This is a genomic window from Bradyrhizobium diazoefficiens USDA 110, assembly GCF_000011365.1.
Classification (GTDB): Bacteria; Pseudomonadota; Alphaproteobacteria; order Rhizobiales; family Xanthobacteraceae; genus Bradyrhizobium; species Bradyrhizobium diazoefficiens.
Genome location: NC_004463.1, coordinates 66,775 through 92,185, shown reverse-complemented (window position 1 = coordinate 92,185; position 25,411 = coordinate 66,775). Strand labels below are relative to the sequence as shown.

The window sequence follows — 25,411 nt, the reverse complement described above, 5'->3', positions numbered from 1 at the left end:
GGATGGCGACGCAAGCATTGATATAGGCGTTTTGCGAGGAAAATCCCGGCAATTCTGTCGCATCTGGCACCACGGGGAACCCGGCGATGACAGCGTTCCGGCGACCCGCGCGGCCCAAGGCACTCCGCTGAACTACGGGCCGTTGCTTAACGGGCCCTTAGTGGCCGCCAGCTAGGTTTTCGACATTTGTAGCAATGTATTCGGGGACCCAAGGATGCGGATCGGGAAGCTCTTCGCGCTGTCGATGCTCACGGTGACGGTTTTTGCAGTCATCCTCGGCGCCGAGGTGCTGATACCCCAGGCGCGCATCTTCACGAACCGCTCCGATGCGATCAAGACGGTTGACGCTTTTGGTGCGACCCTGATGGTCAGCCAGCAGGTCGCCGGTCTCCGTGCCCCCTACATTGGACCGATCTTCCAGGAAGCCGCTGCGACGCAGGCCCAGATCGACGCTGCCGCGAAGGCCGCGAAAGCCGCCGAGACCGCCTTCGAGAGCGCAAGGCGGGCCATCATGGTGCTGGATGACGGCGGAGCGATTGCCGAGCATCTCGACCGTGCGGCGCGGCGGCTGAAGGAGATCAACGCTGCGGCAGATCGCGCGATGAGTGTTCCGCTGGCAGCGCGCGACAGCGCCGCGATCAAGGGTTTCCTGCCCGGTGTTGCCGAGGTGCTCGGCAATATCGAGCCGGTCATGAACCGGCTCGAGGCGAAGGTCGTCAATGCCGATTCCTCGCTCGCGGCGCTGCTGAGCCTGGCACGGACGGCGCAGGATCTGCGCGTCTCGGCCGGCAGCCGCGCCGCCACGCTGTCGCCGGCGCTGAGCGTACGCCGGCCGCTCACCGCGGCCGAGTTCTCGCTGATGGATCGCATGCAGGGGCGTGTCGAGGCCGACCGCGAGCGCATCGAGGCCGGTATCGACCAGCTCGGAAGCCCGCCCCGCATCGCCACCGCGCTGAAGGCGGCGACGGACTCCTATTTCGGCAAAGCCGCGCTCGTCGTGGATAAGGAAATGCCGGCGGCCCGTAGCGACGGCAAGTACGGTGTCAACGCCGAAGAGCTGGCCGGTGTCATCGTGCCGGCCATCCAGATGTTCTACGGCGTGCGCGACGCCGCGCTGGCCGAAGCGGCCGAGCGCGCCGCGGCCGCGCGCGATGGCGCGCTGGCGATGCTCGCGCTTGCAGGCGTGGCGGTGCTGGCGCTGCTCGGGACGCTCGGTGGCGTGACCATGATGCTGCGCAGCCGCGTGGTAACGCCGCTTAGCCGGCTCGCGGACGTGATCGGCACGCTCGCCGCCGGACAGCATGAGGTCGAGATCCCCGCGACGGGCCGCAACGACGAGATCGGCCAGGTGGCGGGCTCGCTGCGGCACTTCAAGGATTCGCTCGCGGCCAAGAAGGCCGCCGACGAGGCGGCCGCGGTCGAAGCCGAGGCGAAGCTCCGTCGCAGCCAGCGGATGGACCAGATCGCGCGCGACTTCGAAGCGATGATCGGCGACGTCATCAACACCGTGGCGTCGGCATCCTCGGAGCTGGAGGCCTCGGCGGGAACGCTGACGAGCACGGCCGATCAATCGGAAAAGGTCACTGCGACCGTCGCGGCCGCGTCCGAGCAGGCTTCCACCAACGTGCAGACCGTTGCCGCGGCGGCGGAGGAAATGGCCTCGTCGGTCGACGAGATCAGCCGGCAGGTCCAGGACTCCGCGCGCGTCGCCGGCGAAGCGGTGCAGCAGGCCGGGCGGACCAACGATCACGTCGGCGAGCTGGCCAAGGCCGCCGGCCGGATCGGGGACGTCGTCGAGCTCATCAGCCAGATCGCGGGCCAGACCAATCTCCTGGCGCTGAACGCCACCATCGAGGCGGCCCGCGCCGGCGAGGCCGGCCGCGGCTTTGCCGTCGTCGCCTCCGAGGTCAAGGCGCTGGCCGAGCAGACCGCCAAGGCCACCGGCGAGATCAGCCAGCAGATTGCGGGAATCCAGACGGCGACGGAGGATTCTGTCGGCGCCATCAAGTCGATCGGCGACACCATCACCCGCATGTCCGAGATCGCGTCCGCGATCGCCTCGGCGGTCGAGGAGCAGGGCGCGGCGACGCGGGAGATTTCCCGCAACGTGCAGCAGGCGGCCCGCGGCACCCAGCAGGTCTCCGCCAGCATCGTCGACGTGCAGCGCGGCGCGAGCCAGACCGGATCGGCATCCTCGAATGTGCTCGCGGCAGCCAGATCGCTGTCGGGCGAGAGCAGCCGCCTCAAGGTCGAGGTCGGAAAGTTCCTGGACGCGATCCGGGCCGCGTAGAAAATCGAACTCCTCTCCCCGCTGGGGTCGCAATCGTATTTGCAGAGCGACGTCCCTTTGGCCCATCCTTCGAGACGCCCGCTCTGGCGGCTCCTCAGGATGAGGACGGAGTGCGCGGCCGCAGTTTCGACGGGCACCAATGCTTAGCCTCATCCTGAGGAGCCCGCGAAGCGGGCGTCTCGAAGGACGAGGCGCGCGCGCTCAGAACTCGCCGTGGAGCCGGCCGGAGAACACCGACACCGGGCCACGATCCGCGTTGTAGGCGGGATTGACGATGAGCTGATAGTCGGCGGTGAAGGTCAGCGCCTTGTTCAGCGCGTAGGCGTAATAGGTCTCCAGCACGCGTTCGCGGCGGTAGTTGAGTTGGCCGTCGCCGATCAGCGGACCGAGTCCGCCGGCGGCGATGAAGTCGCGATGGTCCTGCGAGAGGCCGTTGATGGCGCCGGCGATGGCGACGACGTCGTCGGGCCGGCCCCATTTCGTTCCCTTCACCGAGACGCCGCCGGACAGGCTGCGGTCGATGTCGGTGAAGGCCATGATCTCGTTGCGGCCGTCGTTCCAGCTCCAGCGGCCGAACACGCCGATGTCGTCGGTGATGGCCTGTTCGACGTTGAACGCGTAGCCGTATTTGAGGCGGCCGCGGCGGGTCTGGCTGATGTCGACGCCGAACGCGGGATTGTCCAGTGTCTCGCGATAGCTGCCGGAGAAGGCGCTGTTGACGAAGCCGAGCGTGCGCAGCTTGCCGGGCAGGCCGAACAGCGAGTAGCGCGTCTCGAGCTCCATGACATATTCGCCGCGACGGCCGACGTTCATGTCGAAATTGTTCGAGTTGGAGACGGCATCGATCAGGAAGTAGCCGGCGCGCAGCGCCCATTGCTTCTGGTTCAATTCGGCGGTCGCGCCGTAGCCGAGGCCGAGCTTGTCGGCGGCGTAGTCGAAAGCGCCGGACGCCCAGATCGACCAGTTCATGAAGTCCTTGCGCGGATCGTGCGCATAGGAATTGCCGTCGAACACGTCGACCACGGAGAACTTGCCGACCTGCAAGGTGAGGCGCGAGACGTCAACTTTGCTCGCGAGCTGAAGCTGCCCGCTGGCAAGCTCTTCTTGTTCGCCGCCGAAGCCGAAGGTGTGGCGCACGAACAGGCGAGAGGCGTTGAAGTGCGGATAGGGGAAGCCGGACTTCTGCGCTTCGCCGTTGGGAAAGCCCGCAGCGCCCGTCGTGTTGTTGAAGCCGAAGCCCTGCAGAAGCTCGGGATTGAAATAGACCTCGCCGCCGTCCCACAGCCGCGCATTCAGATAGAGCGAATTGCTCCAGGTCTGCTGAAAATCCGGCGACGGGAGCAGGCTGTTCGTTCCGGTATAGGGCGCGTGGAACGCGGGGTAGCCCTGCCCCAGCACGGTCGACTGGCCGTGAATCTCCCAGCGGCTGGACTCGGTGTCGGTGACGTCGGACTTCGGGTTGTAGGTCGGCACGCCCGGCCAGTCGATCTTGCGATTGAGGCCGATGCGCAGGCTCTGGAAATCCATCGACGACGAATATTGCGCGCCGGACGGGAAGGTGACGTTGGCGTTGTCGAACTTGCTGTAGAGATATTCGAGCCGCGCGCTCCAGTGCGGCGCGAAGGCATATTCGACGCCGCCGCCGGCGGTCCAGCCGAACCGCGTGTGCAACACCTTCTCCTCAGTGCCGCCGGTCGGCGTCGACAGGAAACGCTCGCCGGTGAAGGCCGCGCCGCCGGTCGCGTAGAACAGCCAGTTGCCGGTGGTGTAGCCGAGCCGTGCGCGCAGGCTCGCGACATAGTCCCAGCGCTCCTCCGCGCTCGACAGCACGGTCGCCGCCGACGACACGACGTGGTTGGACGGCAGATAGTTCGGAAACGAGATGTCGCCCTCGACGCCGAGCAGGAGCCCCGAATTGAGGCGCCAGTTGTAGCCCGCCTGCACGCCGCCGGTCGCGCCGGTAAACACATGGTCGTCGGTCGCGAGCGTCGGATCGATCAGTGTCGCCGACGACGTGCCGCGGGTGACGCCGACATGCGCGCCGATGTAGAGGCCGGTCCAGTCATAGACGGTCTTCAGCGCCGGTGCCTTCAGCGGCAGATCGGCCGCGCGGCTCGCGGCGGGCAAAACCATCACGCCCGAGGCGATTGCCGCGGCCGTCCGCAAATACCTGTAACGGTGACCTCTCAACGTCAAAACGCACGCCCCCAAAACGCGAATGTGTCCCATCCGCCGCAGCCGACATCCCTGCCGATTCGCGGCGATCCTGTCACCAGGTTCCGGTTGTTCGCACGATCGGCCGAGATGATCTCGATCCGACGCGATTTCTTCCCAAGTCCCCGTGTCTGCTGCAAACCTTATTGCGATTAATTCGCAATAGCAACTGAAGCGGATTGCCGCAGGTGATGGTTCGCACCGCTGTGTGACGTGACTGCAACATCGCTCAGGGAGACAGGATCTCGACTGCTCGAGCGGAGTCGACCTCTGCGGAAGGACCTATCCAGGACGGATGGGAGAGTGGTGGCATCGCGAAGGCTCGACGGCCGGTCGCTGGCCAGCGGGAGCACCTAGCAGCCGCGGCAGATGCCCTTGATCTTCTTGTCGAGCAGCGCGTCCTCCTTGCTCGACGAACTGTTCGCCGCCGGTTTGCTCATCGCCGGACTATTGGTCGCCGGAGCGATCGTATCCCACCGCTGCTGCCAGAGTTTTTCACCAATCGTGCAGAGAACCCGCGGCTTCTTGTCCACTGAGGGGGGCGGCGATTGATCCGGCGTACGGCCCGCGACCTCGAGCGCCAGCTTGGTCCGGATCGCCTCCTTGAAGTTTTCGCGATCGGTGATGGGCACGACGAAGGAACCTGGACCGCCGATCACGCAATCCTCATAGTACCAATCGATATGGTCGATATGGCTGATGTCCACCTGACCAGGAGGCGTTGCATTGATCATGACCGGCAGGCCGGTGATGACGATGCCCTGCTGCACTGCTGTGTCGCGCGCGGTGGCGACAGGATCGCCGTTGTTGTTGGGGCCATCGCCCGCAACGTCGATGATGCGGCGCGCGCCCCGGTACGGGTTCTGCTCGAACAGCGGCATGGCGAACTTGATCGCACCCGAAATCGACGTGCGCGAACCGCGGCGGATCGGTGCCTTCATGATTTCAGCTGCGACGGCCTCGGCCGCTTCCGGTCCGTCGATCTGCCGCCAGGGGACGATGACGTCCTGATCCCTTGTCGATGACCATTCGAAGTAGGTCAGCGCGATCTTGCCGACAGGGCCGGTCCGCAAGGCCCGCAGAAACTCCTCCGAGACGATGGCCTTGGCATAGCCTTCGCGTTGAGCCGCCAGGTCATCTGGCTGCACCGAGTAGGAAATGTCGACCGCGATCACGAGCTCGAGGTCCACGGCGGGGCGGCTGTCGCCCTGGGGCGCTGTTTGCGGCTGTAAGGCCGGCTCGGGAAATGCCTGTGTCGATGTCAGGATCGCAATCAGGATCGATCCAATTGAGACCCGCCAATTCACGCTCGCCCTCCAGCCGCCTATCCGTATCCTGACACGCGAGACGTGCAATCGGAAGGATTGTCTGAGCCAAGCGGTAGCCGGGCTTTTCTGGCCGCAAATGGTTGACCCCGCCCGGGGGGACAGCCGGGCGGGGTCGGGGCACGACACGGGGTGGATGAGGCGCCCGTGTCGGACGCAGGATCCACGTGAGATCGGCCTCAGGTACTCAAATCAGTAGCAGCTGCGAACGCGGCCAACGTACTGGCCGAAGGCGTTGTACTGGGCGACCCAGCCGCAGCGGTGATAGCCGTAGTAATAGGGGTCGTTGCTGGCGGCGATCGCGGAGCCGACCACAGCGGCGGTGGCGATGCCGGCACCCACACCCCAGACCCAGCCGGGCTGCTTGGCTTCGGCCGAGGAGGTGGTGGACACGATGCTGCCGGTGACGGCGAGGGCAGCGAGAGCTGCGGCGGCAATCTTGGTCTTGATCGACATGTGAAACTCCATCCGGGTTGAGGCGGTCCGTTGTGGCCCGCGTGCCCAGTTGGACGGAGGCTCCGCGCGTCCGGTTCGAAGACGGCGGATGCGACCCCCGGGTGAGGTCCTTTCCTCAATGATTCCAGGAGGATGTTGGCTAGCCGAGAGGGCCCTTGGCGAGCCTGTTCACGTCGAAGTTATCGACTTCAGTGAGCAGCTCGCAGAAGGCGCGCGCACCCTGATCCAACAATTGCGCGCCCTTCTCGGGAACGGCCAGCGTCGCATTGCCGATGGCGCCGCTGGCGTTCAGATCCTGCGCCTGCCAGGCGAATGGCGCGGGCCGCTGCGTCGACAGCCAGCGATACTGCGTCTCCATCGCGACGCTGCTCGCGGGAAAATCCGCGATCGCATCTTTGCGCACCTGGTCGGGATAGCGCGCCAGCATGATCGAGGTCTCGATCGCGCCGCCATGAATGCCGTGGCGCACCTCCTCGGCCGGGAACAGCTTGTCGGCGCCCGACAGGCGCGACCACGACGTCGTCACCACGAACAGCTTGTGATGCGCGCGCAGATCCTGCGCGACCAGCATCATGGCCGCGCTGTTGCCACCATGGCTGGTGATAATGACGAGCTTCTTCACCCCACGCCGCGCGACCTCCTCGCCGATCGCGGTCCACCTTTTCAGCGCCACGTCGGTCGGCAGCGTCTGCGTGCCCGGATAGTCGATATGCTCGGTGGAAATTCCGACCGGTTCAACGGGAAGGAAACTGGCCGGAATGGTCGCGGGCAAAAGCTCGCGCACGCGCGCCAGATAGGCGTCCGCGATCAGCACGTCGGTTGCAAGCGGCAGGTGCGGGCCGTGCTGCTCGGTCGCCGCCAGCGGCAGCACCGCGATCCAGCGCGACACCTCCGCAGGGACGGCGTCGGCCCAGCGGATCTCGGTCCAGTCGCGGGACGGCATCATCAAGGTTTCTTTGCCCGAATTTGTCACGTAATTTGGCGTATGAGGGGACGCGGGCCTGGCCGGCTCGCGTCCCCGAACTTCATGCGGTTTTATCGCGTTGCTTTCACATGGGCCAGAAGCGATTGGGCCAGAAGCGATCGACGGAGTGCCATTATGACCCTCTCTCATCTGCGGCGAGCGTTAACGGCGGGCTTGATGGCCGCTCTTGTCTCGGTCGTCCCGGCGCGCGCGGAGACCCTGGACAAAGTCACCTTCGGCACCAACTGGGTCGCCGAGGCCGAGCATGGCGGCTTCTTCCAGGCGGTCGCCGACGGTACCTATAAGAAGTACGGGCTCGACGTCACCATCGTCCCCGGCGGTCCCAACGAGAACAACCGGATGCTGCTGATCGCCGGCAAGATCGATTTCTTCATGGCCGCGAACACGCTGATGTCGTTCGATGCGGTCGCCAACAACGTTCCCGTCGTGACCATCGCCGCGGTGTTCCAGAAGGATCCGCAGGTGATGCTGACGCAGCCGGACGCCAAGGTCGCCAAGATCGAGGACCTCAAGCCGCTGACTCTGTTCGTCTCCAAGGAGGGCATGAGCAGCTACTTCCAGTGGCTCAAGTCCGAATACGGCTTCAACGAGAAGAACGTCCGGCCCTACAATTTCAATCCGCAGCCCTTCATCGCCAATCCCAAGAGCGCGATGCAGGGCTACGTCACCTCCGAGCCCTTCGCGGTCGAGAAGGCCGCCGGCTTCAAGCCGAACGTGCTGCTGCTCGCCGATTACGGCTTCAATACCTATTCGACCCTGATCGAGACCCGCCGCGACATCGCCGAGAAGAAGCCCGATCTGGTGCAGCGCTTCGTCGATGCCTCCATGATCGGCTGGTACAACTATATCTACGGCGACAATTCCGCCGGCAATGCCATGATCAAGAAGCTCAATCCTGAGATGACCGACGATCTGCTCGCCTATTCCGTCGCCAGGATGAAGGAATACGGCATCGTCGATTCCGGCGAGTCGTTGAAGAACGGCATCGGCGCCATGAGCGACGAGCGCTACACCTCCTTCTTCAACAAGATGGTGAAGGCGGGCGTGGTGAAGCCGGATCTCGACTTCCGCAAGTCCTATACGCTGCGCTTCGTCAACAAGGGCGTCGGCGTCGAGCTGCGCCCGAGCAAGCCGTAACGCAAGGTCCATGTCACCAGTCAAAACCTCGTCCGGGGTCGAGGCCAGCCTGACGGCGCTCGCCGTCAGCCTGCGCGGCGTGACGAAGGTCTATGACAACGGCGTCATGGCGCTCGGGCCGCTCGATCTCGCCGTGCGCAAGGGCGAGTTCATCTCGCTGCTGGGACCGTCGGGTTGCGGCAAGTCGACCGCGCTGCGGCTGATCGCGCAGCTCAGCGCGCCGTCGTCCGGCATCGTGCGGCTGGCGCGTCACGAGGGACCTGCACAGCCGGGCCATGGCATCGGCTTCGTATTCCAGGAGCCGACCCTGATGCCCTGGACCAGCGTGCGCGAGAACGTGCGGCTGCCGTTGAAGCTTGCTGGCGTGGCGAAGGCGGAGGCGCGCGCGCGCGCCGACGAAGCGCTGGCGAGCGTCGGGCTTGCCGATTTCGCCGACGCCTATCCGCGCGAGCTGTCCGGCGGCATGAAGATGCGGGTCTCGCTGGCGCGCGCGCTCGTCACCGATCCGGATATCCTCCTGATGGATGAGCCGTTCGCGGCGCTCGACGAGATCACGCGCTTCCGCCTCAACAACGACCTGCTCGCGCTGTGGCGCAGCCTTCGCAAGACCGTCATCTTCGTCACCCATTCGGTGTTCGAATCCGTCTATCTGTCGCAGCGCGTGGTGGTCATGACGGCGCGGCCCGGCCGGATCCAGGCCGACATCCGCATCGAGACGGTCGAGCCGCGCGGAGAGGAGTTTCGCACCTCGGCCGCCTATTCGGATTATTGCCGGAAGGTGTCGGCCGCGCTGGCGCCGTCCTATTCGGGGCAACCGGTGCTATGAGCGCGCAGCCCTCCGTCACCGCCAGTCCGTCCGGCGCGCACCGCGCGGTGCGCTTCGTGCTTCCCGTCATCGTGCTTGCGGCCGGGCTTCTCGCCTGGGAACTCGTGGTCCGCATCAGGGAGATCCCGCCTTACGTGCTGCCCGCGCCCTCCGTGATCTTCCTGACGCTGATCAAGGACTGGGCCGTGCTGTCACAATCGCTCGCCACCACGCTTCTGACCACGCTTGAAGGATTTGTGGCAGCGAGCGTCGGCGGTATCGCGCTGGCGCTGCTGTTCAACCAGTCGAAATGGGTGGAATATTCGCTATTCCCCTACGCCGTCGTCCTCCAGGTGACGCCTGTTATCGCGATTGCACCGCTGCTCCTGATCTATCTGGAGCAGCAGACCGCGGTCGTCGTCTGCGCCTTCATCGTCGCCTTCTTCCCGGTGCTCTCCAACACCACGCTCGGGCTCAATTCGGTCGACCGCAATCTGGCCGGCCTGTTCCAGCTCTATGGCGCCTCGCCACCACAAACCCTGCGCTTCCTGAAGCTGCCGGCGGCGCTGCCCTATATCCTCGGCGGCCTGCGCATCGCCGGAGGGCTGTCGCTGATCGGCGCTGTCGTGGCCGAGATCGCGGCCGGAACGGCCGGCGCCGGCTCTGGGCTCGCCTACAGGATCGCCGAGTCAGGCTACCGATTGAACATACCCCGCATGTTCGCCGCGCTGCTGCTGTTGTCGCTGGCCGGGATTGTCATCTATGGGGTGCTGGCGCTAGTTTCCCACCTCGTTTTACGGCGCTGGCACGAAAGCGCCCTTGGAAAGGAAAACTGATGACCGCCGGTTCGATTTCGTCCGAAAAGATCGACCTTCTGATCTATGGGCCGGTGCGGCCGATCCTCGAGAACGGGTTTTCCGATCATTTCGTCGTGCACAAGGCCGAGACACGAGGCGACCTCGAGCGGCTGACACCCGCGATCCGCGAAAAGATCCGCGGCGTGGCCGTGACCTATCACACGGTGCGTGCCGACAGGGACTCGCTGTCGCAATTGCCCAAGATCGAGATGGTGGCGAGCTTCGGCGTCGGCTACGACCACGTCGACGCCAAATACGCGGCCGAGCACAACATCATCGTCACCAACACGCCCGACGTGCTGACCGAGGAGGTCGCCGACGTCGCGATGGGCCTGCTGATCTCCACCGTGCGCGAATTCATCAAGGCCGACCGCTACGTCCGTTCCGGCCTCTGGCAGACGCAGAACTATCCGCTCAGCGTCGGCTCCTTGCGCGACCGCAAGGTCGGCATCGTCGGCATGGGCCGGATCGGCCAGGCCATCGCGCGCCGGCTCGATGCCTCGCTGGTGCCGGTGGTCTACCACTCCCGCAACCCGTCCAAGGACGTCTCCTACAAGCACTACCCTGACTTGATCGAGATGGCGAAGGCGGTGGATACCTTGATGGTGATCGTGCCCGGCGGCGCCAGCACCAACAAGATGATCAATGCCGAGGTGCTCAAGGCGCTCGGCCCGCGCGGCGTACTGATCAATGTCGCGCGCGGCTCGGTGGTCGACGAGCCGGCGCTGGTGCAGGCGCTGAAATCCGGCACCATCCTGGCCGCCGGCCTCGACGTGTTCGCAGCGGAGCCGAGCGTGCCGGACGAGCTCAAGAGCATGCAGAACGTCGTGCTGCTGCCGCATATCGGCTCGGCCTCGGTGGTGACGCGCAACGCGATGGACCAGCTCGTCGTCGACAACCTCAAGGCCTGGTTCGCCGGCAAGGCGCCGTTGACCCCGGTTGCGGAAACGCCGTTCAAGGGGCGCTGATGACCATTCTTCGGGTCGCTGCATTGGCCATCGCGGCATGTGTCGCCGCGGTCGGCCCTGCCTTGGCGCAGGATGCGACGAGCCTGAAGAAGACGATGCCCGGGCAATGGGAGCTCTCGACCACCGAGCGCAGCAAGACCTGCGTGGTCACCATGAAGAGCGATGCCGCGGGCCAGGGCTTCAAGCTGGAGCTGGAGCCGGCCTGCAAGACCGCGCTGCCCTTCACCAAGGACATCGTCGCCTGGAGCGTCAGGGGTCTCGACATCGTTCGCTTGCAGGATGCGACCGGTGAAGCGGTGATCGACTTCACCGAGGTCGAGGCCGGCATCTTCGAGGGGCTGCGGCAGGGCGAAGGTGTCTACATCCTGCAGGACCTCGCCGCCGCCCGTTCGATGGCCAAGTCGATGGACCAGATGATCGGCGACTGGTCGATGGTGCGCGGCAACGGCCAGCCGGTCTGCGGGCTGACGCTGACCAATACCGAGGCGGGGCCGGACAATTTCCAGGTCTTCCTGAAGCCGAAATGCGATGCGGGCATCGCGCAGTTCAATCCGACGCAATGGCGGCTCGAACGCGGCCAGATCATCCTGATGTCGAAATCAGGCGATGTCTGGCAGTTCGAGGCCGACGACAACGCGCAGTGGCGGCGCGTTCCCGATACCGCTGATCCCCTGATCATGCTGCGGCAATAATTTCTCCCGGCCAATAATTTCTCTCGGGGATGTCGATTTAGCCGAGGCTCAATCGTCACATCCATAGCGAGCCGGTTTGCGGCCGGAGCGGTCGCTGCTCGCGCCAAGGGAGTTTTTCATGCGCTTCATGTACATCGTCACCTCCAGCCAGCCGATGGCGGGCCCGACCCCGGCACTGATGGAGGCGATGCAGAAAATATCAGAGCGGGAGATCAAGGCCGGTCGAATGCTCGACACCGGCGGCCTGATGCCGCTTGCGACCGGCGCACGGGTGAAGATCGTCGACGGCGAGCTCAGCGTCATCGACGGCCCCTTCGTCGAGGCCAAGGAAGTGATCGGCGGCTACGCCATTTTCGAGCTGCGCGACAAGGCGGAAGCCCTGGCCATGGCGAAGGAATTCATGCAGTTGCATCTCGATCACATGCCGGGATGGGACGGTACCTGCGAATTGCGGGCATTCGCGACGCCGGGCGTCGACGTGGCGTGCGAGATCGACGCGCATTCCAGGGTCGCCGCCCACGCCTGATGAACACCACCGCTCGTCTTAGTGCGTTTTCAAGCAAAGTGGATACCGGTTCGCGTAAAGAAAACGCGTCAAAGCAAGAATCCAGAGCCCCGTTCCGATTCTATCGGAACGGAAAGGGCTCTGGTCGGTGGCGATGACGGCCGCCGACATCGATCACGCGATCCGCGCCGCGATTCACGCAGCTTGGCGCGTCGTGCAGCCGCGGCTGATCGCGACGCTGTCGCGCATGCTGCGGGACGTGACGCTCGCGGAAGAATTGACCCAGGACGCTCTCGTCGCCGCGCTGGAGGCCTGGCCGCTGAGCGGGGTGCCGGACAATCCCGGTGCGTGGCTGGTTGCGACGGCGAAGCGCCGTGCGCTCGATCATCTGCGCCGGGCGAAAATGCTCACCCGCAAGCAGGACCTGCTGACGCACGAGCTGATGCAGGAACAGGACGCGATGCCCGATTTCGACACCGCCCTCGACGACGACATCGGTGACGAATGGCTGCGGCTGATCTTCACGGCCTGCCACCCGCTGCTGCCGCGGCAGGCCCGCGCGGCGCTGGCGTTGCGCATGATCTGCGGCCTGACCACCGACGAGATCGCGCGCGCCTTCCTGGTCTCGGAGGCAACCATCGCCCAACGCATCGTCCGCGCCAAGCGCACGCTTTCGCGGTCGGGCCTCACCTACGAAACGCCGGGCGGCGAGGCGCTTTCCGAGCGTCTGGCCTCGGTGCTCGAGGTCGTCTATCTCATCTTCAACGAGGGCTATTCGGCCTCTCGCGGCGAGGAGTGGCTGCGGCCGCAGCTCTGTGACGAGGCCCTGCGCATGGGACGGGTGCTGGTCGGGCTCGCGCCGCTCGAGCCCGAGGTGCACGGTCTCATGGCGCTGATGGACCTGAATGCCGCGCGGATGCATGCCCGCACCGACCGCGATGGCGAGCCCATCCTGCTCATGGACCAGGATCGCGGGCTGTGGGATCGGCTCCAAATCACGCGCGGCCTTCGGGCGCTGGACCGCGCGCGCGAGCTCGGCGGAGCCGGCCGGTTCTACACGCTGCAGGCCGCAATCGTCGCGTGTCACGCCACCGCGGAGACGGCCGCAAGCACCGACTGGCGACGCATCGCGGAGCTCTATGGCCAGCTTGCGACGCTGGTGCGCTCGCCCGTGATCGAACTCAACCGTGCGGTCGCGCTCGGCATGGCCGAAGGGCCGCAGGCCGGGCTCGATCTCGTCGAGATGATCGCCGACGAGCCGGCGCTCAGCACTTATCACCATCTTCAGGCCGTGCGCGGCGACCTTCTGCACAGGCTCGGCCGCTTCGCCGAGGCACGGCTATCGTTCGAGACCGCCGCCCGTCTTGCAACCAATGCGCGCGAGCGCGGGTTGATGGAACGACGTGCGGCAGACATTGCCGATGCCGGCGGCATGGCTTGAGGCGCGCTGAAACGGCTGCGCGGTTGTGGTTAGGTCGTCGGCTCTACGTCGTCGGCTTTACGTCGTAGCCTTGGGCGGCGGCGCGGTGCCCTGCGCCCACTTCTCCAGCTTGCCGAGCACGCCCCAGGCCGTGAGCGCCAGCGAGATCGGCATCGCGAACTGGCCAAGGCCCGGCACGGCCGACACGATCGTTCCGAGCAATCCGGCAATGCCGCCCGCATTGGGGCTTGCCGTCACCGACGACAGCAGCGCGGTGAGCACCGAGCCGCCGATGCCGAGCGCGGTCTTCTTGCCGTCGAGCAGCTTGCCGATGGTCTCGCCGAGCGCGCCGTTGACCTGGCCGAGCACGGGCTTGCCGTCCTTGTTGAGCAAGGTGCTGAGCAGGTCGACAACCTGCTTCAGCTGATCGACGGGGGCGGGATTGGTCGGGGTGACCGGTCCTGGCATGGGCGCCGTCTTGTTGATGAGGGAAAAGAGCCGTTCGAACAGGCTGATCGGGTCGTTGGTGGCGGGCAGCGTGTTGCCCGGTGTCGTCGTCCCCGGCGTTACGCCGCCGGCTGACGGTCGCAGCAACTGCGCGAGGTCCTCCAGCCGCTTCAGGGCCTGGGACAGATCGCCGGTCTGCCCGGCGGTGCCCGACTGCGTCGCGCGCGTGACGGCAGCGACCGTGGCCCCGTCGAGAAGGCCGGTATCCCTCAGGCCGTTCTGCTGCTGAAACTGCGAGACCGCAGCCTTGGTCTTCGGTCCGCTGATGCCGTCCTCTGCAAGCGGCGGGTTGGCGCCGAGCTTGTTGAGCGCCTGCTGCATCAGAACAACCGTCGAGGCGATGTCGTCCTCGGGCTCGGTGCGGCCCACGAATTGCGTGCTGCCGTCGATGGCGATCGAGGAATCGAGCGACATCATCGCATGCAGGATCACCGCGGTGCCGAGCTGGGAATCGACGTGGTTCGAGTCGAACACGTGATCGCGGACGAATTTGCCGGCCCTTGCCTCGGGCGGGCCGTACAGTGTCGAGCCGCCATAGAGATAGGGCGAATTGCAGCCCTTGGCGTGATAGCCGAAGCCGTTGAACGCCTCGAGCCGGTACAGAATCCGCGCGATACCCCAGTCGTGAGCGCCAACGAAATTCTCGATTCTGAACGCGTCCACGGCGCCGTCCACGAAGGTGGCAAACGGGCCGCGCCCTTTCGGAACGATGGTCGTCGCGCGATGGATCGTTTCGCCGTTGCCGAGATAGGTGTCGAAATCGAAGTTGGATTCGCGATAGTGGCAGAGCGCGGCAAAATGCCAGGGCACGCCGGTCAACCGCTCGATCTGCTGATAGGTCGCCTTGCCGTTGAGGGCCTTGCGTGCGACCGCATTGGCTTCGGCGAGGCGTGAGGGCCTGACCTCGAGACTGGCCCAATTGCGCTCGTATTCGTCTTTCAAACTCTCGAATGACAACATTTCCCGCTCCCGCAAATGGATGAACGATCTACTCTCCGTGCATGTCAAAGTAGGCCGGGCGCCGTAATCAGGGCGTGGCGCCAGCGTAATCTGCGAGAATGTGACAGGTCGCCGGCCCGGCGTGTGTGAAATGGGTTACAGCCTGAGCGGGAAATCGGCGGCAGCACTGCGCTCGGAGGTCGCAAGCCGAATGTGGCTTGCGAACGCGGGTCACCGCGATCCTGGAACCTGCTGGGGCGTCCGCCCGTTAGCAGCCCACACGGTCAGGAGGCTTGCTCAGGAGGCTTGCATGGCCAAGCGCGTCCTCGCGATCGGCATCGAACCCGGGGTTGCGGACTACAGCACATTCCCGCAGCTCACGCCGGAGCTCGTGCGCAACTATATCGAGACCCAGCTGCTGCGCCTGCGCGGTCTCGGTTACGAGGTCACGAGCTGCCTGATCGATCTCGACGCGGCTGCGGAAGCGGCGGTGACGGCGGCGTTGCGCGACGAGAGCTTCGACTGCATCGTGATCGGCGCGGGCCTGCGCGAGCCGAAGCAGCGCCTGCTGCTGTTCGAGAAGGTGCTCAACCTCGTCCACCGCCTGGCGCCCAATGCGGCGATCTGCTTCAACACCACGCCCGCCGACACCGCCGAGGCCGTGCAGCGCTGGATCGAGCCCTGACACGGAGATGGCCGGCATGTGCACCGCACCCGGCACGGTCTGAGCTGCCGCCTCGCAGAGCCCCCCGGCGCCATCACGGCGCGTCCAGGTGGCGGCGCTGGCTATTTTTCTGGCCCGAATCCGCTTCCGGCGCTATGACACAGCTCACCACAGGGGAGGTCGAGCATGCTTCGAGGTCTTCGCATTGGAAGTTTTGGGATCGCTGCGTGTCTGACGGTTGCGATGGCAATGCCGGTGCATGAGGCGGCGGCCCAGGACGCCGTCGGCGGCGCGATCATCGGCGGTGTCGGCGGGGCGATCCTCGGCGGCGCGATCGGTGGAGGCCGCGGTGCCGCAATCGGGGCCGTCGTCGGTGCCGGAACGGGCGCCGCGATCGCTTCCGAGGGCGAGCGCCGCCGCTCCGGTTACTACGCCTATCAGCGCGGCTGCTACATGCAGCGCCCCGACGGCCGCTACGTCCCGGTCGATCCCCGATATTGCTATTGATCGTTCAGCCGCCGGCGTCGCGGGGTTGACGGCGGCCGGCGGTTGACTTGGCGGGGAGGGGTGAGCATCGGCCGCGGGCCGCCATCCCGGGGTGGTGGATCGCATGACTATCCGATCTCGCATGTGCCGGCTTCTGATCGCCGTCATCGCAGCGGGCGATCTCGTCGGAGCCGGGTCCGCCCGCGCGCAACAGATTCCAGCCGACGAACCCGCGTTTACGGCTTTCGTGGCCGAGCGCATCCGCGCCGAGATTCGTGACACCCCTGTCGTGATCAAGGGGCCGCTGACGCTTTCGATCGGCCCTCTGCAAGCCAACCTCGATCGCATCTACGCCTTCTGCAAGACCAACACGGGCGCCTGCAGCAAGGAGATCGGCACCTATGTCAGCGGCGTCGTGGCAACGACAAGCAATCGGAATGATCCTCCCACCAGAGCAGCGCTGCGCGTGGTCGTGCGCTCGGCCGATTACATGCGGCAGGCGCTTCGGGAGGTCGATGCGCGCGGTCCGGCCCTGACGCGGCCCCTGGCAGAGGGGCTGGTGATCGTCCCGGTGCTGGATTCGCCGCGGACGATACGGGTGTTCAATGACAAGGATCGTGCTGCGCTCGGCCTGAAGCCGGACCAGGTCTTCGACATCGCCATCGCCAATCTGCGCAGCAGCATGAAGCCGCTCGCGACCGCCGCAAAGGCGGTCCCATCAGGACAATTCGGCACGCTGAAGGGAGACTACTATCAGACCAGCCGGCTTGCGCTGATCGACAGCTGGGCGCCGCTCGCGCAGGCCCAGGGTGGCGTCCTGATCGTGGCGGCGCCGTCGGCCGATCTCGTGCTCTATGCAAGCGAAGACAGCGGCGCCGCGCTCGACGCGCTGCGGACGCTCGCCAGGAACGTCATGGCGCGCGCGCCGAAGCCGCTTTCCGCCGCGCTGCTGCGCTGGACGCCGAAAGGGTGGCAACTGGTTCGGTGAGATGGCCTGAGAGCCATGCGGCCGATTCAGCGGCAGGCACTGATAAGATAGGCGGGACTTCCTCTCAATCCGCCGCCACGATTTGGAGCCCTGGATCAACCGCATCCCGCGCAAGCTGGCGTGGCCACTTCTGCCGACGGTGATGTGGTCGTGCACGGCGATGCCGAGCGACCTGGCGATGTGTGGCGGGCCGGCGAGGTATCCACGCCTGCCTCACACGGCATAACGCCGGTAGAGCACGACGATGATAGCGAGCACCGTCCCGGCATAAATGATCTGTGCTACGTGATCCGAAACAACAGCGACGCGCTTTCGGCCCGCGTCCCGAAGTTTTTCATGTCTGTAGCCCGCCAACATCGCCATCAGGCATAGTACGAAGAAGATGTAGAACATCTCTTCGACCACCACCGTGTATCCGACATCGCCGATCTGACTGTTCACCGCTACGAGCAGCACCGCGCTCGCCAGGATCGAGGTCACTGGGATCGTCACGCGTTCACGAAACATGGTTTCGGGAAAGAACAGCGTGGCGAATACGACGAGCACGAGCAGAAACAGCGGCAGTAGGTTCTTCAGCATGTAGATGGCGGAGCTGCGGCGCAGCATGATGGCCGCATCGAAGCCTGCGAATTCCGTCCTTGCCTCGGCACCAAACAAAGGCGCCTTTCCGAGCGTCGATCCGCTGGACAGGGATTCGACGAAATAGTTCAGCCCGAGAAATCGCCAGAGCGGAAGCCCGGAATAGGCCCCGTCCTCGGCCCGCGAGCTTCCGTCGTCGGCGAGGCGCAAGCCGAACCGATCGATGACATAGGTGATGAGCTCCCGCCGCTGTTCCGTGTTCTGAAAAAGTAGATGCAATTGCTGCGTGTCGAATGGATAATCATGGAGATCGAAATGGGCCTTGAAATCGCCGTTGATGCGATAGAGCCGGTAACTCAGGCCGTCTTCGTGTCCAGCCTGAATCGGCCGAGCTGGATCGAACGCCCCGCGATCCAGCAATGCCGGGAATTCGACGTGCGTCTGCGCCTCATCGTCGCCAGCGAATCGCATCCAGAGATAGAAGTCGACGTTGAACGAATTTTGCTTCACGTCGATCCGGCTGACGCGAATGATGTCGATGCCGGTATAGACGACGCGCTGAATCCAGTAGCGCCGATCCTCGAACGCGATGACATGGCCCTTCTCCTGTTCCGCGGCGAGATCGATTCCATCAGGCTGATCGATGCGCACGAGTTGCTGCGGCGCCGTGACGAACCGACCGTAATGGAAGAAACCCATTCGGATCGGGCGCGGAATGTCGCGGTTCGCGTTGAAATAGAGCCGCCCCGTCAGCCCGACGACCGCCGATTTCGGACTGTCGATCGCGGCCAGTGCGGCGCGCACCCGGTCGCGATCCGCAACCTTGCTGTCGGATCGTTTCTGAATCCCCTGCCCCATAAACCGGTGATGTACGGCAGCTCGTTTCAGCGCATCGATCATCAGGCGCGCGGCGTCATACGCGCCGCCGGCAACCCAGCTTGGCGAGGTAGCGGCTTTCGCCTTGTAGTCGACGGCAAAGGCCTGCGCCGCCACGCCTGCGCTGTCGAACATCAGCGATGAAGCGGCATACAGATTCTCGCTGAAGAAACCCGGATGCGATTTTTCCTCGGGCTCGTTGGCGAAATTCTGCAAATAGCTTTCGCGGGCCGCGCCTTGGGATGCGATGATCGTTCCCTTGATGCCGTGGCGGCGCAGCGCCTTGACGATGTCTGGGCTAAAATCGGGTGCCGCGCCGACGACGATAACGCCGGGTCCGGGCTCCTGCGCGGCAGCGGCTAGCGTCCCATCCATCGATCCGATCTGACCGGCTGCGACGTCCAGTCCGAACACGTGCAACTGCTCCGCCGGATAGGCCGCGGCAAATCCATGCTCAAAATTCTTGCCGTAGGAATCGCGCGTGTGAACAAGACGGACTTTTGGCTCCTTCATCACGGCGCGCAGATGTTCCGCGATCGAGCGCGCCTGCGCGGAGACCGGCGCCAACGCACGAAAATAGTAATCATTGGTGGATGTCAGATCGTCGGCAGCCGCGCTTCCCGTGAGCGCCGGAATCCGCGCATCCTTATATACCGGCGCGGCCGCGAGCGAAGCGGAGCTGAGATAATGGCCGAGCACAGCGACGCATGGGCTGTCGGCGATCGCCTGCGCGTTCGCGCGCGCCACGGCTGGATCGCTTGCGTCGTCGAACAGAACGAGTTCAATTAGCCGTCCGTTGACGCCACCCTTGGCGTTCACCTCGTCGATTGCAAGCTGCGTCGCGACCAGGCTTTCCGTCCCGGCCGGGGCCGACGGTCCAGAGAGCGAATTGGCGAAGGCGATGCGAATAGGCTCCGGGCGAGTCCACAGGATGGCGGCCCAGGCGACGGCGAGCACCAGGGCGACGCCCGCAACAACGGCAAGCCACATTATAAGCCGCTGCTTCATCGTCGATCCTCGCATCGATCGGCATAAGCCGAGATTCTCCAGATCGAGGCCTCAATCAAGCCGAGATTGCCGCCGCTGAGAGCGTTTTTCAAGCCCGCCCCATCGTTACCGGCAAGATCTACGACCATTCAAGGCGGATGAAGGAAAGTGCGTGGTGCCGGAAGTCCGGGCCGTCGGCCGTGGCCTCGGTCATTCACATACCCGGCCTGACACCGCGCGCATTCGCCGGATCGCTCGGAACGGCTTTCGTTCTGGCCGTGGAGCGCGGCCGACGAGGCGCTTGATTGAACGGACCTCAATGAGGCGTTCCGCCACTTCTCTGATGGGCCAGAAGCGGACATTGATTGGCCTTCCGCGTTCTCCGCAAAGCGGAGTAGGCTACGCCTACTGCCGTCCGTGCCCAATTGTTGCGGAGGGACTGCCATGAAACTTCGCCGCCGAAATTTTCTGCATCTCGCCGCGGGGGCCGGCCAGATGGTGTTCCCGCCGCCGAAGGAGGCTCTCATTCCGCGCGCAAAATTTCGCGTTGACGGACCGAACTAAGACAGGAGAACCAGACATGGCCGCTTTTCAAGAGGTTTTCCGCCGCTCCGGCATCGATGAGCGCCGCAGCCCGCCGGGCATGGTGGTGCCGTTCGGCGGCTCCAACATCGTGGCGCTGATCGATCCCGGAAGAAAGCTCAAAGTCGATCCTAACCCCCATGCCCTCGGGATCAAGGAGATCGATGGCGCCGATACCCTTAGACGCGTAATGCAAGCCAGAGACACCTTCTCCGAACCCGATATCGATCCGCAGCTCAGGGCGGCGTCACTTCCCACCACCTTCAATGGCGATGCACGGTTTTTCGAAATCAATGGCCGGATTAAGCCGATTGGCTTTCCCGGCCTGGAGGTGGTGGCCCGGTCGGCCGGCCGGAAGATCGAAGCCAAGCTCCATGTCGTCGTGCTGCCGGAAATCAAGATCAAGGTGGCGTTCCGTAACGTCATGGTTCCGGGGAGTGGCGGCGCTCCGGCGTTTCACGCCAAGAAGCCTTGCAACGAGCAAGATGAATTGCTGACGATGAACAATATATGGAGGCCGCAGGCCAACATCCGCTTCGAGCGGGTGCCAAGCGACTGGCTGGTCATCGACGACTCGCAGGCTGCCGTCAAACAGGACCTCGCCACTGCGACCGGCATGAAGGATGCGAGCCTAGCGACCTTTCCCGATGTGATCGACGTCGAAAAACTGAAGGGCTTCTTCGTCAAACACAAAGTTCAGGGCGCCCATCTAACCATTTTTTGCGTCGATAAGGTTTGGTCCAATGGCGGCCCCGCCAATGGCTCATTTGCTCGATCGCTGGACCTTGCCTTCATCAGCTCGCAACGCGGGCCTAACACGTCTGCCCATGAATCCGGCCATTTTCTCGGCTACTACTCGAAGAGCGCGAGCAAACCTTGGGACAGCCAAGGCCACACGCTGGAGACCGATCCGAAAACCGGAAAAGAAAACAGGGCGGAAGACATCAAGATGCTGATGCGCGGGGGAGGCGCCGGGTGGAAAATTCCGTTTAATCTCGTCAAGGAGTTCCGCGACTTCCCCGGCTAGCATCCGAAGATCAGACAGAAGCTGGAAATCACTCCAGGCGTTGAATGTCGCCTTTGGGTCAGTCGCGTCGTTTTGCGAAGTTCGCGGTAAGGTCCGCTTTAGCCCCAAGAGCCGACGTCGTTAGATCAGCTTCATCCCCTTCAAGCTGGAATGCCCGTTCTTGCCGACGATGATGTGGTCGTGCACGGCGATGCCGAGCGGCCTGGCGATGTCGATGATCGCTTTCGTCATCTGGATGTCGGCCTGCGAGGGCGAGGGATCGCCGCTAGGGTGGTTGTGCATGAGCCTGCGGCGTCTATTATCTATTTGAGTTTGCTGTTATTTTAGATTCTGATCGAGCTGTAGGAGGCGGAGACTGGGGCATGTAGTGGGTGATTGTTCGTGATAGTCACGAGAGTTCACGCTCGGTCCTGGCCGCTTCGATTGGAGTCCTTGTTTCAATGCCCGATCTGTCCGTGACATGCATTTCAGTGCGTATCGACGGCTTACGGACACCGCCGAAAGCATCAGCCTGAATGCTCAGGTTTTCCGTTAACGTGTCCTTTCATCGACGGCTTCCTCCAATACGTGCAACGTATCGCGCCGCTCGAACAGTAAAATTAGCTCTCTGACCCGGGCCGATTTGCGGTCGCCGGGAATTTCGTCAATGTCCACGCCCAGGAGAAAGCAAAGGTTCTTAAACTCTTCCATATCGAACGCCGTACACAGCTCATCGAACAATTTCTTACGTTGAGCTATCGAAATACGCGACTTCGTTGCCGCTACCGAAGCAACGGACTTCGGCCACGCCCCCTCCGAGAGGGAAACTGGGCGCGACTCAATGAAGCTTCGCAAGCACGAAGCCGCGGAATACGCTGCGTACTCTTGCCACATGTCATTCTTTTTGCCGTCGGCGAAGTCGCAGATGGCTCGGATCGTCAAGAATCCCACCTTCTTGACAGCGCTGAATGCCGCAGAAGCGACTCCTGCACTCTCCATCTCAATTGCGATGAGATCGCGTTGCAACGACCGAAGCTCTTGGGCAGCCTCGCTTGAAGCAATCACCTTCTCTCCAGAGGCAATTGGTCCGACATGAATTCTCGGCTCGATGGCGCTCGCGCTTTTCCCATCGGGCCTTGAAGGCAAATGTGCGCGCCACGTTGAGTCGGTCAAGTTCAGTATTCCATCCACGAGGATGGGGTCCGCCTGAAATTGCCGAGCTCGATGCTCCTGATGATTGGGTCGAACCTTCGAGAGCTCATAATAGAAAATGGAGTTCGAGGCCACGATATCGCCGAAGCCCTGATCCTTTCTAGAGATTCCACCAGCAATTCCATTCACAAGTACAAATCGCGGCTTCCATTTGTGGATGAGGTCCGATGTCGCATGTGCGGCATCGAGATTTCCCATCGAATGAAGGAGAGTGGCAACAACTCGATACGAGCCGCCGCGTCTTGTTGGAATCGTTCCGCGAAGGTACGTGCGGGTCGAATCCGATGTCGACGAAATCGGTACCAGCTCAGGAAAATAATGCTTAAGCGCAGCCAATTCCTTCCGCAACGCGACGACAACTGCGAAGTCGACTGATTCGTCCTCCACCTGTCGCGAGAGGTCGGTAGCCTGCTTGTCAGTAAGCTCGACAGCAACCGAGCTGAGAAATGCTGCGACGCGGCTCTCATGGCGCCGTTTCATGAGAAGCAACGAATCCGCTGTGTAAGTGGTCGGATCCTGATCGACCAAACGATGATGCGTTGGACATAGGATGATCAAGTTGTCTGCGTCGTTGCGCGACTCTTCGGATTGCGCGGGATCGAATCTCGGCCCCCCGGGAGAGGCCGCACGAATGTGGCAGAGTTCGCCCAGTAATGCGCGAGATTGAGGCTGAACGAGCTGCGTTGTACATCCCGGGAAAGCGCATAGGCCCCCCGAAGAAGCGAACAGAATCTTTATCGAACGATCACTGGGTTGTCGTCGCATAGCACCTCAAGCACGCTCCGCATGCCGTCGCCCCGTAGTCAAGAGATCATAGCCTTCAACGCCCATCAACCGGATACGTGTCGATAAGCCGACACTTTGTGGCTAACGTTGCTATTGAGCAGGCCGTCTAGAGCTGCGCGACATCGAGTAGCCTTCTAACTCTTCTTTGCGGGGGGCATGTTCTTTCCATTTGCATCGTGGAGGCATTCGCGCTTAAGTTGATCATATTGAAGGTCCGTCTTAATTGACATGGCGTACTTCCGCGCGGAAACGCGACGGGGGATGGATGATCGACTCTCTTCGCGTTGCAAAAACAGCAAATTTTCACATTCTTAAGCGGCAGATGAGCAATGCCGCATTGGATGACCTTTTTCGCCAAGTTCGGGCAAGCCAGCCCTCGGCCTCCCAAAACATATTCTACCATCGGCGCGTCCAAGCTGGGCGCGCGCGTTGGTCTGCGATCTCCTTCCTCTATGACCGCTCGCCTTCATTCTTAACCGAAGACGCAGGAATCCGAGAACGAATCTGCGGATTTATTCTTTTGATCGAATATCGCGATCATCTCGCGATTCTTAAATCCAAGCTCGATCTTCCGGCAGGATTTTTCACCCGCTATCTCGGTCGAGTATCAGCCGAACGCGTGGATCGTGCGGTCGCACGGCAGGGAGCGGTGTTCGAAAAGATTCGGCTTCGAAACATGTCGGTCTCCAAGCACGTGATGAGGAGTAAAACGTTCGAAGCCGATGACCTACAAAATGTTGTCGGGCCTGCTGGCGCAAACCGGTATGTGCCCCAGGCGTACGCGGTCCGGTCGGGAACTGACCACTATTCTACAACTCCTAGCACCGGCAGGATAGGGCAGCGGTCTGATCGGGTCGATCACCTCGCACTTGTGGAGTACGCGAAATCTGTAATTGACGAGCTGGTAGGTGGAAGAGCTGCACCTGCCAGCTTTCTCCGTACCTTAGCCCGCGCTATCGATTTGGCGAGTATTGGCGGCACCGCGCGTCCAACAAGTTTTGCCGTCGACGTTGCGGGATTTGTTGATGCGATCCATGTCGATCGCGAAATCAGACTTGTACATGAAGATAGCGGTAGACTCACTCAACTCTCCAAGCATGAAATCGATGCAGCGTTAAATGAGCTCGATCGTGCGTTTAGGGTCAGCGGCGACGGAAAGAGGATGGATATCTTCGACGGTGCTGATTCGGTTGGAGCAATTGCAATCAACCAAGCTCGCGTAGCATTGCGTGACTTGCAATTGCCGATCACTGCCGGCATCGAGGTCGAAAGTACAGAGTATGCTCTCGGTCACGATCCAAATCGGATCTCGCTCCGACGCTACATCGATCGCGAGGATAAGTTCATATTGCTGTTCGACGCCCTCTCTTTAGCTTACATCGACGGGACCTTGTTCCGCGACGAAGGCTTTGTAGATGGTGGCGCAGCCCTGTTGCGCCATTTGCGCTCTGATCCGCTCCTAGACGGAGTGACTGATGAAAAGGGTAACTTTTCGACGCGAAAGGCCACCTTTGATGCTGACTCCACTTTCGGTGTGATCGAAGCGAGTGTTGCGGACGGGGACGATGTGCTTGTGTGCGACGATCTTGGCGACGAATGGGCGGACTATATTGGGCTAAACAACTCCAGCAGCCCGCCTAGAATTACCTTTTATCACGCAAAGCATGGTCCACTATCGCTCGGTGCTGGGCCGTTCCATATCTCCGTGAGCCAAGCAATTAAGAACTTGCAGCGTATGAGCCTTCCGCCGGAATCGATGGAAGCGAAAATTCGTGGTTGGAACAACAAGTATGTAAGCGGTAGCGGAGTCAAAACCCGGATCAAGAGGATTGTCCGAGGCGATGCCGACGAGCTAATGAACGAATTCGCTCAAGTGCGGCTTGCGCCGGATGCAATTCGTCGGGTCTTCATCGTGACCTCTTCGCTGAGCCGCGGTGCTGTTGAAGAGGCGCTAAAGGAAGTCGCAGCCGGCCAAGCGCCAGACCCATACTTCGTTCAGCTCTATTGGCTGTTGATGTCATTCTTCTCGGCGTGTACCGAAATGAACGCACATGGATACGTGATCTGTCAAACTTAGCAGGCGCTGATCACGGAGTCGGTATTCGAAACTGCGATTTGGCTATTCCGGCTGTTAAGGCCCGACAG

General features: G+C 63.0%; 20 protein-coding genes and 2 pseudogenes. 13 read left to right on the top strand and 9 right to left on the bottom strand.

Features of this window, described 5'->3' with window-relative positions; all coding sequences use genetic code 11:
- The first annotated feature begins 214 nt into the window (after positions 1 to 214).
- Positions 215 to 2,290, top strand: coding sequence for a methyl-accepting chemotaxis protein (locus tag BJA_RS00470; RefSeq protein ID WP_011082928.1), 2,076 nt, complete (start codon positions 215 to 217; stop codon positions 2,288 to 2,290).
- Positions 2,291 to 2,491: 201 nt separating this feature from the next.
- Here BJA_RS00470 and BJA_RS00465 read toward each other — a convergent pair whose 3' ends face one another.
- The 4 genes from BJA_RS00465 to BJA_RS00450 all read right to left on the bottom strand — a co-directional run bounded on the left by BJA_RS00465 (position 2,492) and on the right by BJA_RS00450 (position 7,231).
- Entirely contained in the window at positions 2,492 to 4,423 is a 1,932-nt protein-coding gene (locus BJA_RS00465; RefSeq protein WP_162494256.1) for a carbohydrate porin, read from the bottom strand.
- A 434-nt stretch (positions 4,424 to 4,857) separates the two neighbouring features.
- Positions 4,858 to 5,811: a DUF1194 domain-containing protein gene (locus BJA_RS00460; RefSeq protein ID WP_161536908.1), complete on the bottom strand. Its 954-nt coding sequence runs from the start codon at positions 5,809 to 5,811 to the stop codon at positions 4,858 to 4,860.
- Between the two features lie 210 nt (positions 5,812 to 6,021).
- On the bottom strand, positions 6,022 to 6,285 hold the full coding sequence (locus BJA_RS00455) for a hypothetical protein (RefSeq protein WP_028175107.1): 264 nt from the start codon (positions 6,283 to 6,285) through the stop codon (positions 6,022 to 6,024).
- A gap of 139 nt (positions 6,286 to 6,424) precedes the next feature.
- Positions 6,425 to 7,231: a creatininase family protein gene (locus BJA_RS00450; protein WP_011082924.1), complete on the bottom strand. Its 807-nt coding sequence runs from the start codon at positions 7,229 to 7,231 to the stop codon at positions 6,425 to 6,427.
- Between the two features lie 153 nt (positions 7,232 to 7,384).
- Here BJA_RS00450 and BJA_RS00445 point away from each other — a divergent pair, with 153 nt between their 5' ends.
- From BJA_RS00445 to BJA_RS00415, 7 genes are all read left to right on the top strand, one after another.
- Positions 7,385 to 8,407: an ABC transporter substrate-binding protein gene (locus tag BJA_RS00445; RefSeq protein WP_011082923.1), complete on the top strand. Its 1,023-nt coding sequence runs from the start codon at positions 7,385 to 7,387 to the stop codon at positions 8,405 to 8,407.
- Between the two features lie 10 nt (positions 8,408 to 8,417).
- The gene (locus tag BJA_RS00440) at positions 8,418 to 9,233 is read left to right on the top strand and encodes an ABC transporter ATP-binding protein (protein WP_011082922.1); all 816 of its coding nucleotides are present in this window, start codon (positions 8,418 to 8,420) and stop codon (positions 9,231 to 9,233) included.
- Complete coding sequence (locus tag BJA_RS00435) at positions 9,230 to 10,048, top strand: ABC transporter permease (protein ID WP_011082921.1); 819 nt, start codon at positions 9,230 to 9,232, stop codon at positions 10,046 to 10,048. Before BJA_RS00440 ends, BJA_RS00435 begins: the two co-directional genes overlap by 4 nt.
- Positions 10,048 to 11,037, top strand: a complete 990-nt coding sequence (locus BJA_RS00430) for a 2-hydroxyacid dehydrogenase (protein ID WP_011082920.1) — start codon at positions 10,048 to 10,050, stop codon at positions 11,035 to 11,037. The genes BJA_RS00435 and BJA_RS00430 overlap by 1 nt, the downstream gene beginning before the upstream one ends.
- On the top strand, positions 11,037 to 11,729 hold the full coding sequence (locus tag BJA_RS00425; RefSeq protein WP_011082919.1) for an AprI/Inh family metalloprotease inhibitor: 693 nt from the start codon (positions 11,037 to 11,039) through the stop codon (positions 11,727 to 11,729). Before BJA_RS00430 ends, BJA_RS00425 begins: the two co-directional genes overlap by 1 nt.
- 118 nt (positions 11,730 to 11,847) lie before the next feature.
- Complete coding sequence (locus BJA_RS00420; RefSeq protein WP_011082918.1) at positions 11,848 to 12,255, top strand: YciI family protein; 408 nt, start codon at positions 11,848 to 11,850, stop codon at positions 12,253 to 12,255.
- Positions 12,256 to 12,388: 133 nt separating this feature from the next.
- Positions 12,389 to 13,675, top strand: coding sequence for an RNA polymerase sigma factor (locus tag BJA_RS00415; RefSeq protein WP_038966620.1), 1,287 nt, complete (start codon positions 12,389 to 12,391; stop codon positions 13,673 to 13,675).
- A 57-nt stretch (positions 13,676 to 13,732) separates the two neighbouring features.
- On the opposite strand, the gene BJA_RS00410 is transcribed toward BJA_RS00415, so the two are convergent.
- Positions 13,733 to 15,121, bottom strand: coding sequence for a peptidoglycan-binding protein (locus BJA_RS00410; protein WP_011082916.1), 1,389 nt, complete (start codon positions 15,119 to 15,121; stop codon positions 13,733 to 13,735).
- 289 nt (positions 15,122 to 15,410) lie between these two features.
- Here BJA_RS00410 and BJA_RS00405 point away from each other — a divergent pair, with 289 nt between their 5' ends.
- The 3 genes from BJA_RS00405 to BJA_RS00395 all read left to right on the top strand — a co-directional run bounded on the left by BJA_RS00405 (position 15,411) and on the right by BJA_RS00395 (position 17,238).
- Positions 15,411 to 15,785 carry a hypothetical protein gene (locus BJA_RS00405; RefSeq protein WP_028175101.1) on the top strand — a complete coding sequence of 125 codons (375 nt, stop codon included), beginning with the start codon at positions 15,411 to 15,413 and terminating at the stop codon, positions 15,783 to 15,785.
- A gap of 165 nt (positions 15,786 to 15,950) precedes the next feature.
- Positions 15,951 to 16,271 carry a YMGG-like glycine zipper-containing protein gene (locus BJA_RS00400; protein ID WP_011082914.1) on the top strand — a complete coding sequence of 107 codons (321 nt, stop codon included), beginning with the start codon at positions 15,951 to 15,953 and terminating at the stop codon, positions 16,269 to 16,271.
- Positions 16,272 to 16,374: 103 nt separating this feature from the next.
- The gene (locus BJA_RS00395) at positions 16,375 to 17,238 is read left to right on the top strand and encodes a hypothetical protein (RefSeq protein WP_236842157.1); all 864 of its coding nucleotides are present in this window, start codon (positions 16,375 to 16,377) and stop codon (positions 17,236 to 17,238) included.
- Positions 17,239 to 17,451: 213 nt separating this feature from the next.
- On the opposite strand, the gene BJA_RS00390 is transcribed toward BJA_RS00395, so the two are convergent.
- The gene (locus tag BJA_RS00390) at positions 17,452 to 19,701 is read right to left on the bottom strand and encodes an ABC transporter substrate-binding protein (protein WP_038966619.1); all 2,250 of its coding nucleotides are present in this window, start codon (positions 19,699 to 19,701) and stop codon (positions 17,452 to 17,454) included.
- A gap of 559 nt (positions 19,702 to 20,260) precedes the next feature.
- Between BJA_RS00390 and BJA_RS00385 the strand changes: the two genes are divergently transcribed.
- On the top strand, positions 20,261 to 21,289 hold the full coding sequence (locus BJA_RS00385; protein WP_011082911.1) for a hypothetical protein: 1,029 nt from the start codon (positions 20,261 to 20,263) through the stop codon (positions 21,287 to 21,289).
- 120 nt (positions 21,290 to 21,409) lie between these two features.
- Here BJA_RS00385 and BJA_RS00380 read toward each other — a convergent pair.
- The 3 genes and pseudogenes from BJA_RS00380 to BJA_RS43935 form a co-directional block, all read right to left on the bottom strand.
- Positions 21,410 to 21,574, bottom strand: a pseudogene (locus BJA_RS00380) (JAB domain-containing protein); the annotation flags it as partial.
- Between the two features lie 246 nt (positions 21,575 to 21,820).
- Positions 21,821 to 22,960, bottom strand: coding sequence for a 5'-methylthioadenosine/S-adenosylhomocysteine nucleosidase (locus tag BJA_RS00375; RefSeq protein WP_223153803.1), 1,140 nt, complete (start codon positions 22,958 to 22,960; stop codon positions 21,821 to 21,823).
- Between the two features lie 48 nt (positions 22,961 to 23,008).
- Positions 23,009 to 23,245, bottom strand: a pseudogene (locus BJA_RS43935) (HNH endonuclease signature motif containing protein); the annotation flags it as partial.
- A gap of 286 nt (positions 23,246 to 23,531) precedes the next feature.
- Here BJA_RS43935 and BJA_RS42750 point away from each other — a divergent pair.
- Complete coding sequence (locus tag BJA_RS42750) at positions 23,532 to 25,343, top strand: hypothetical protein (RefSeq protein WP_011082908.1); 1,812 nt, start codon at positions 23,532 to 23,534, stop codon at positions 25,341 to 25,343.
- The last annotated feature ends 68 nt before the right edge of the window (positions 25,344 to 25,411 follow it).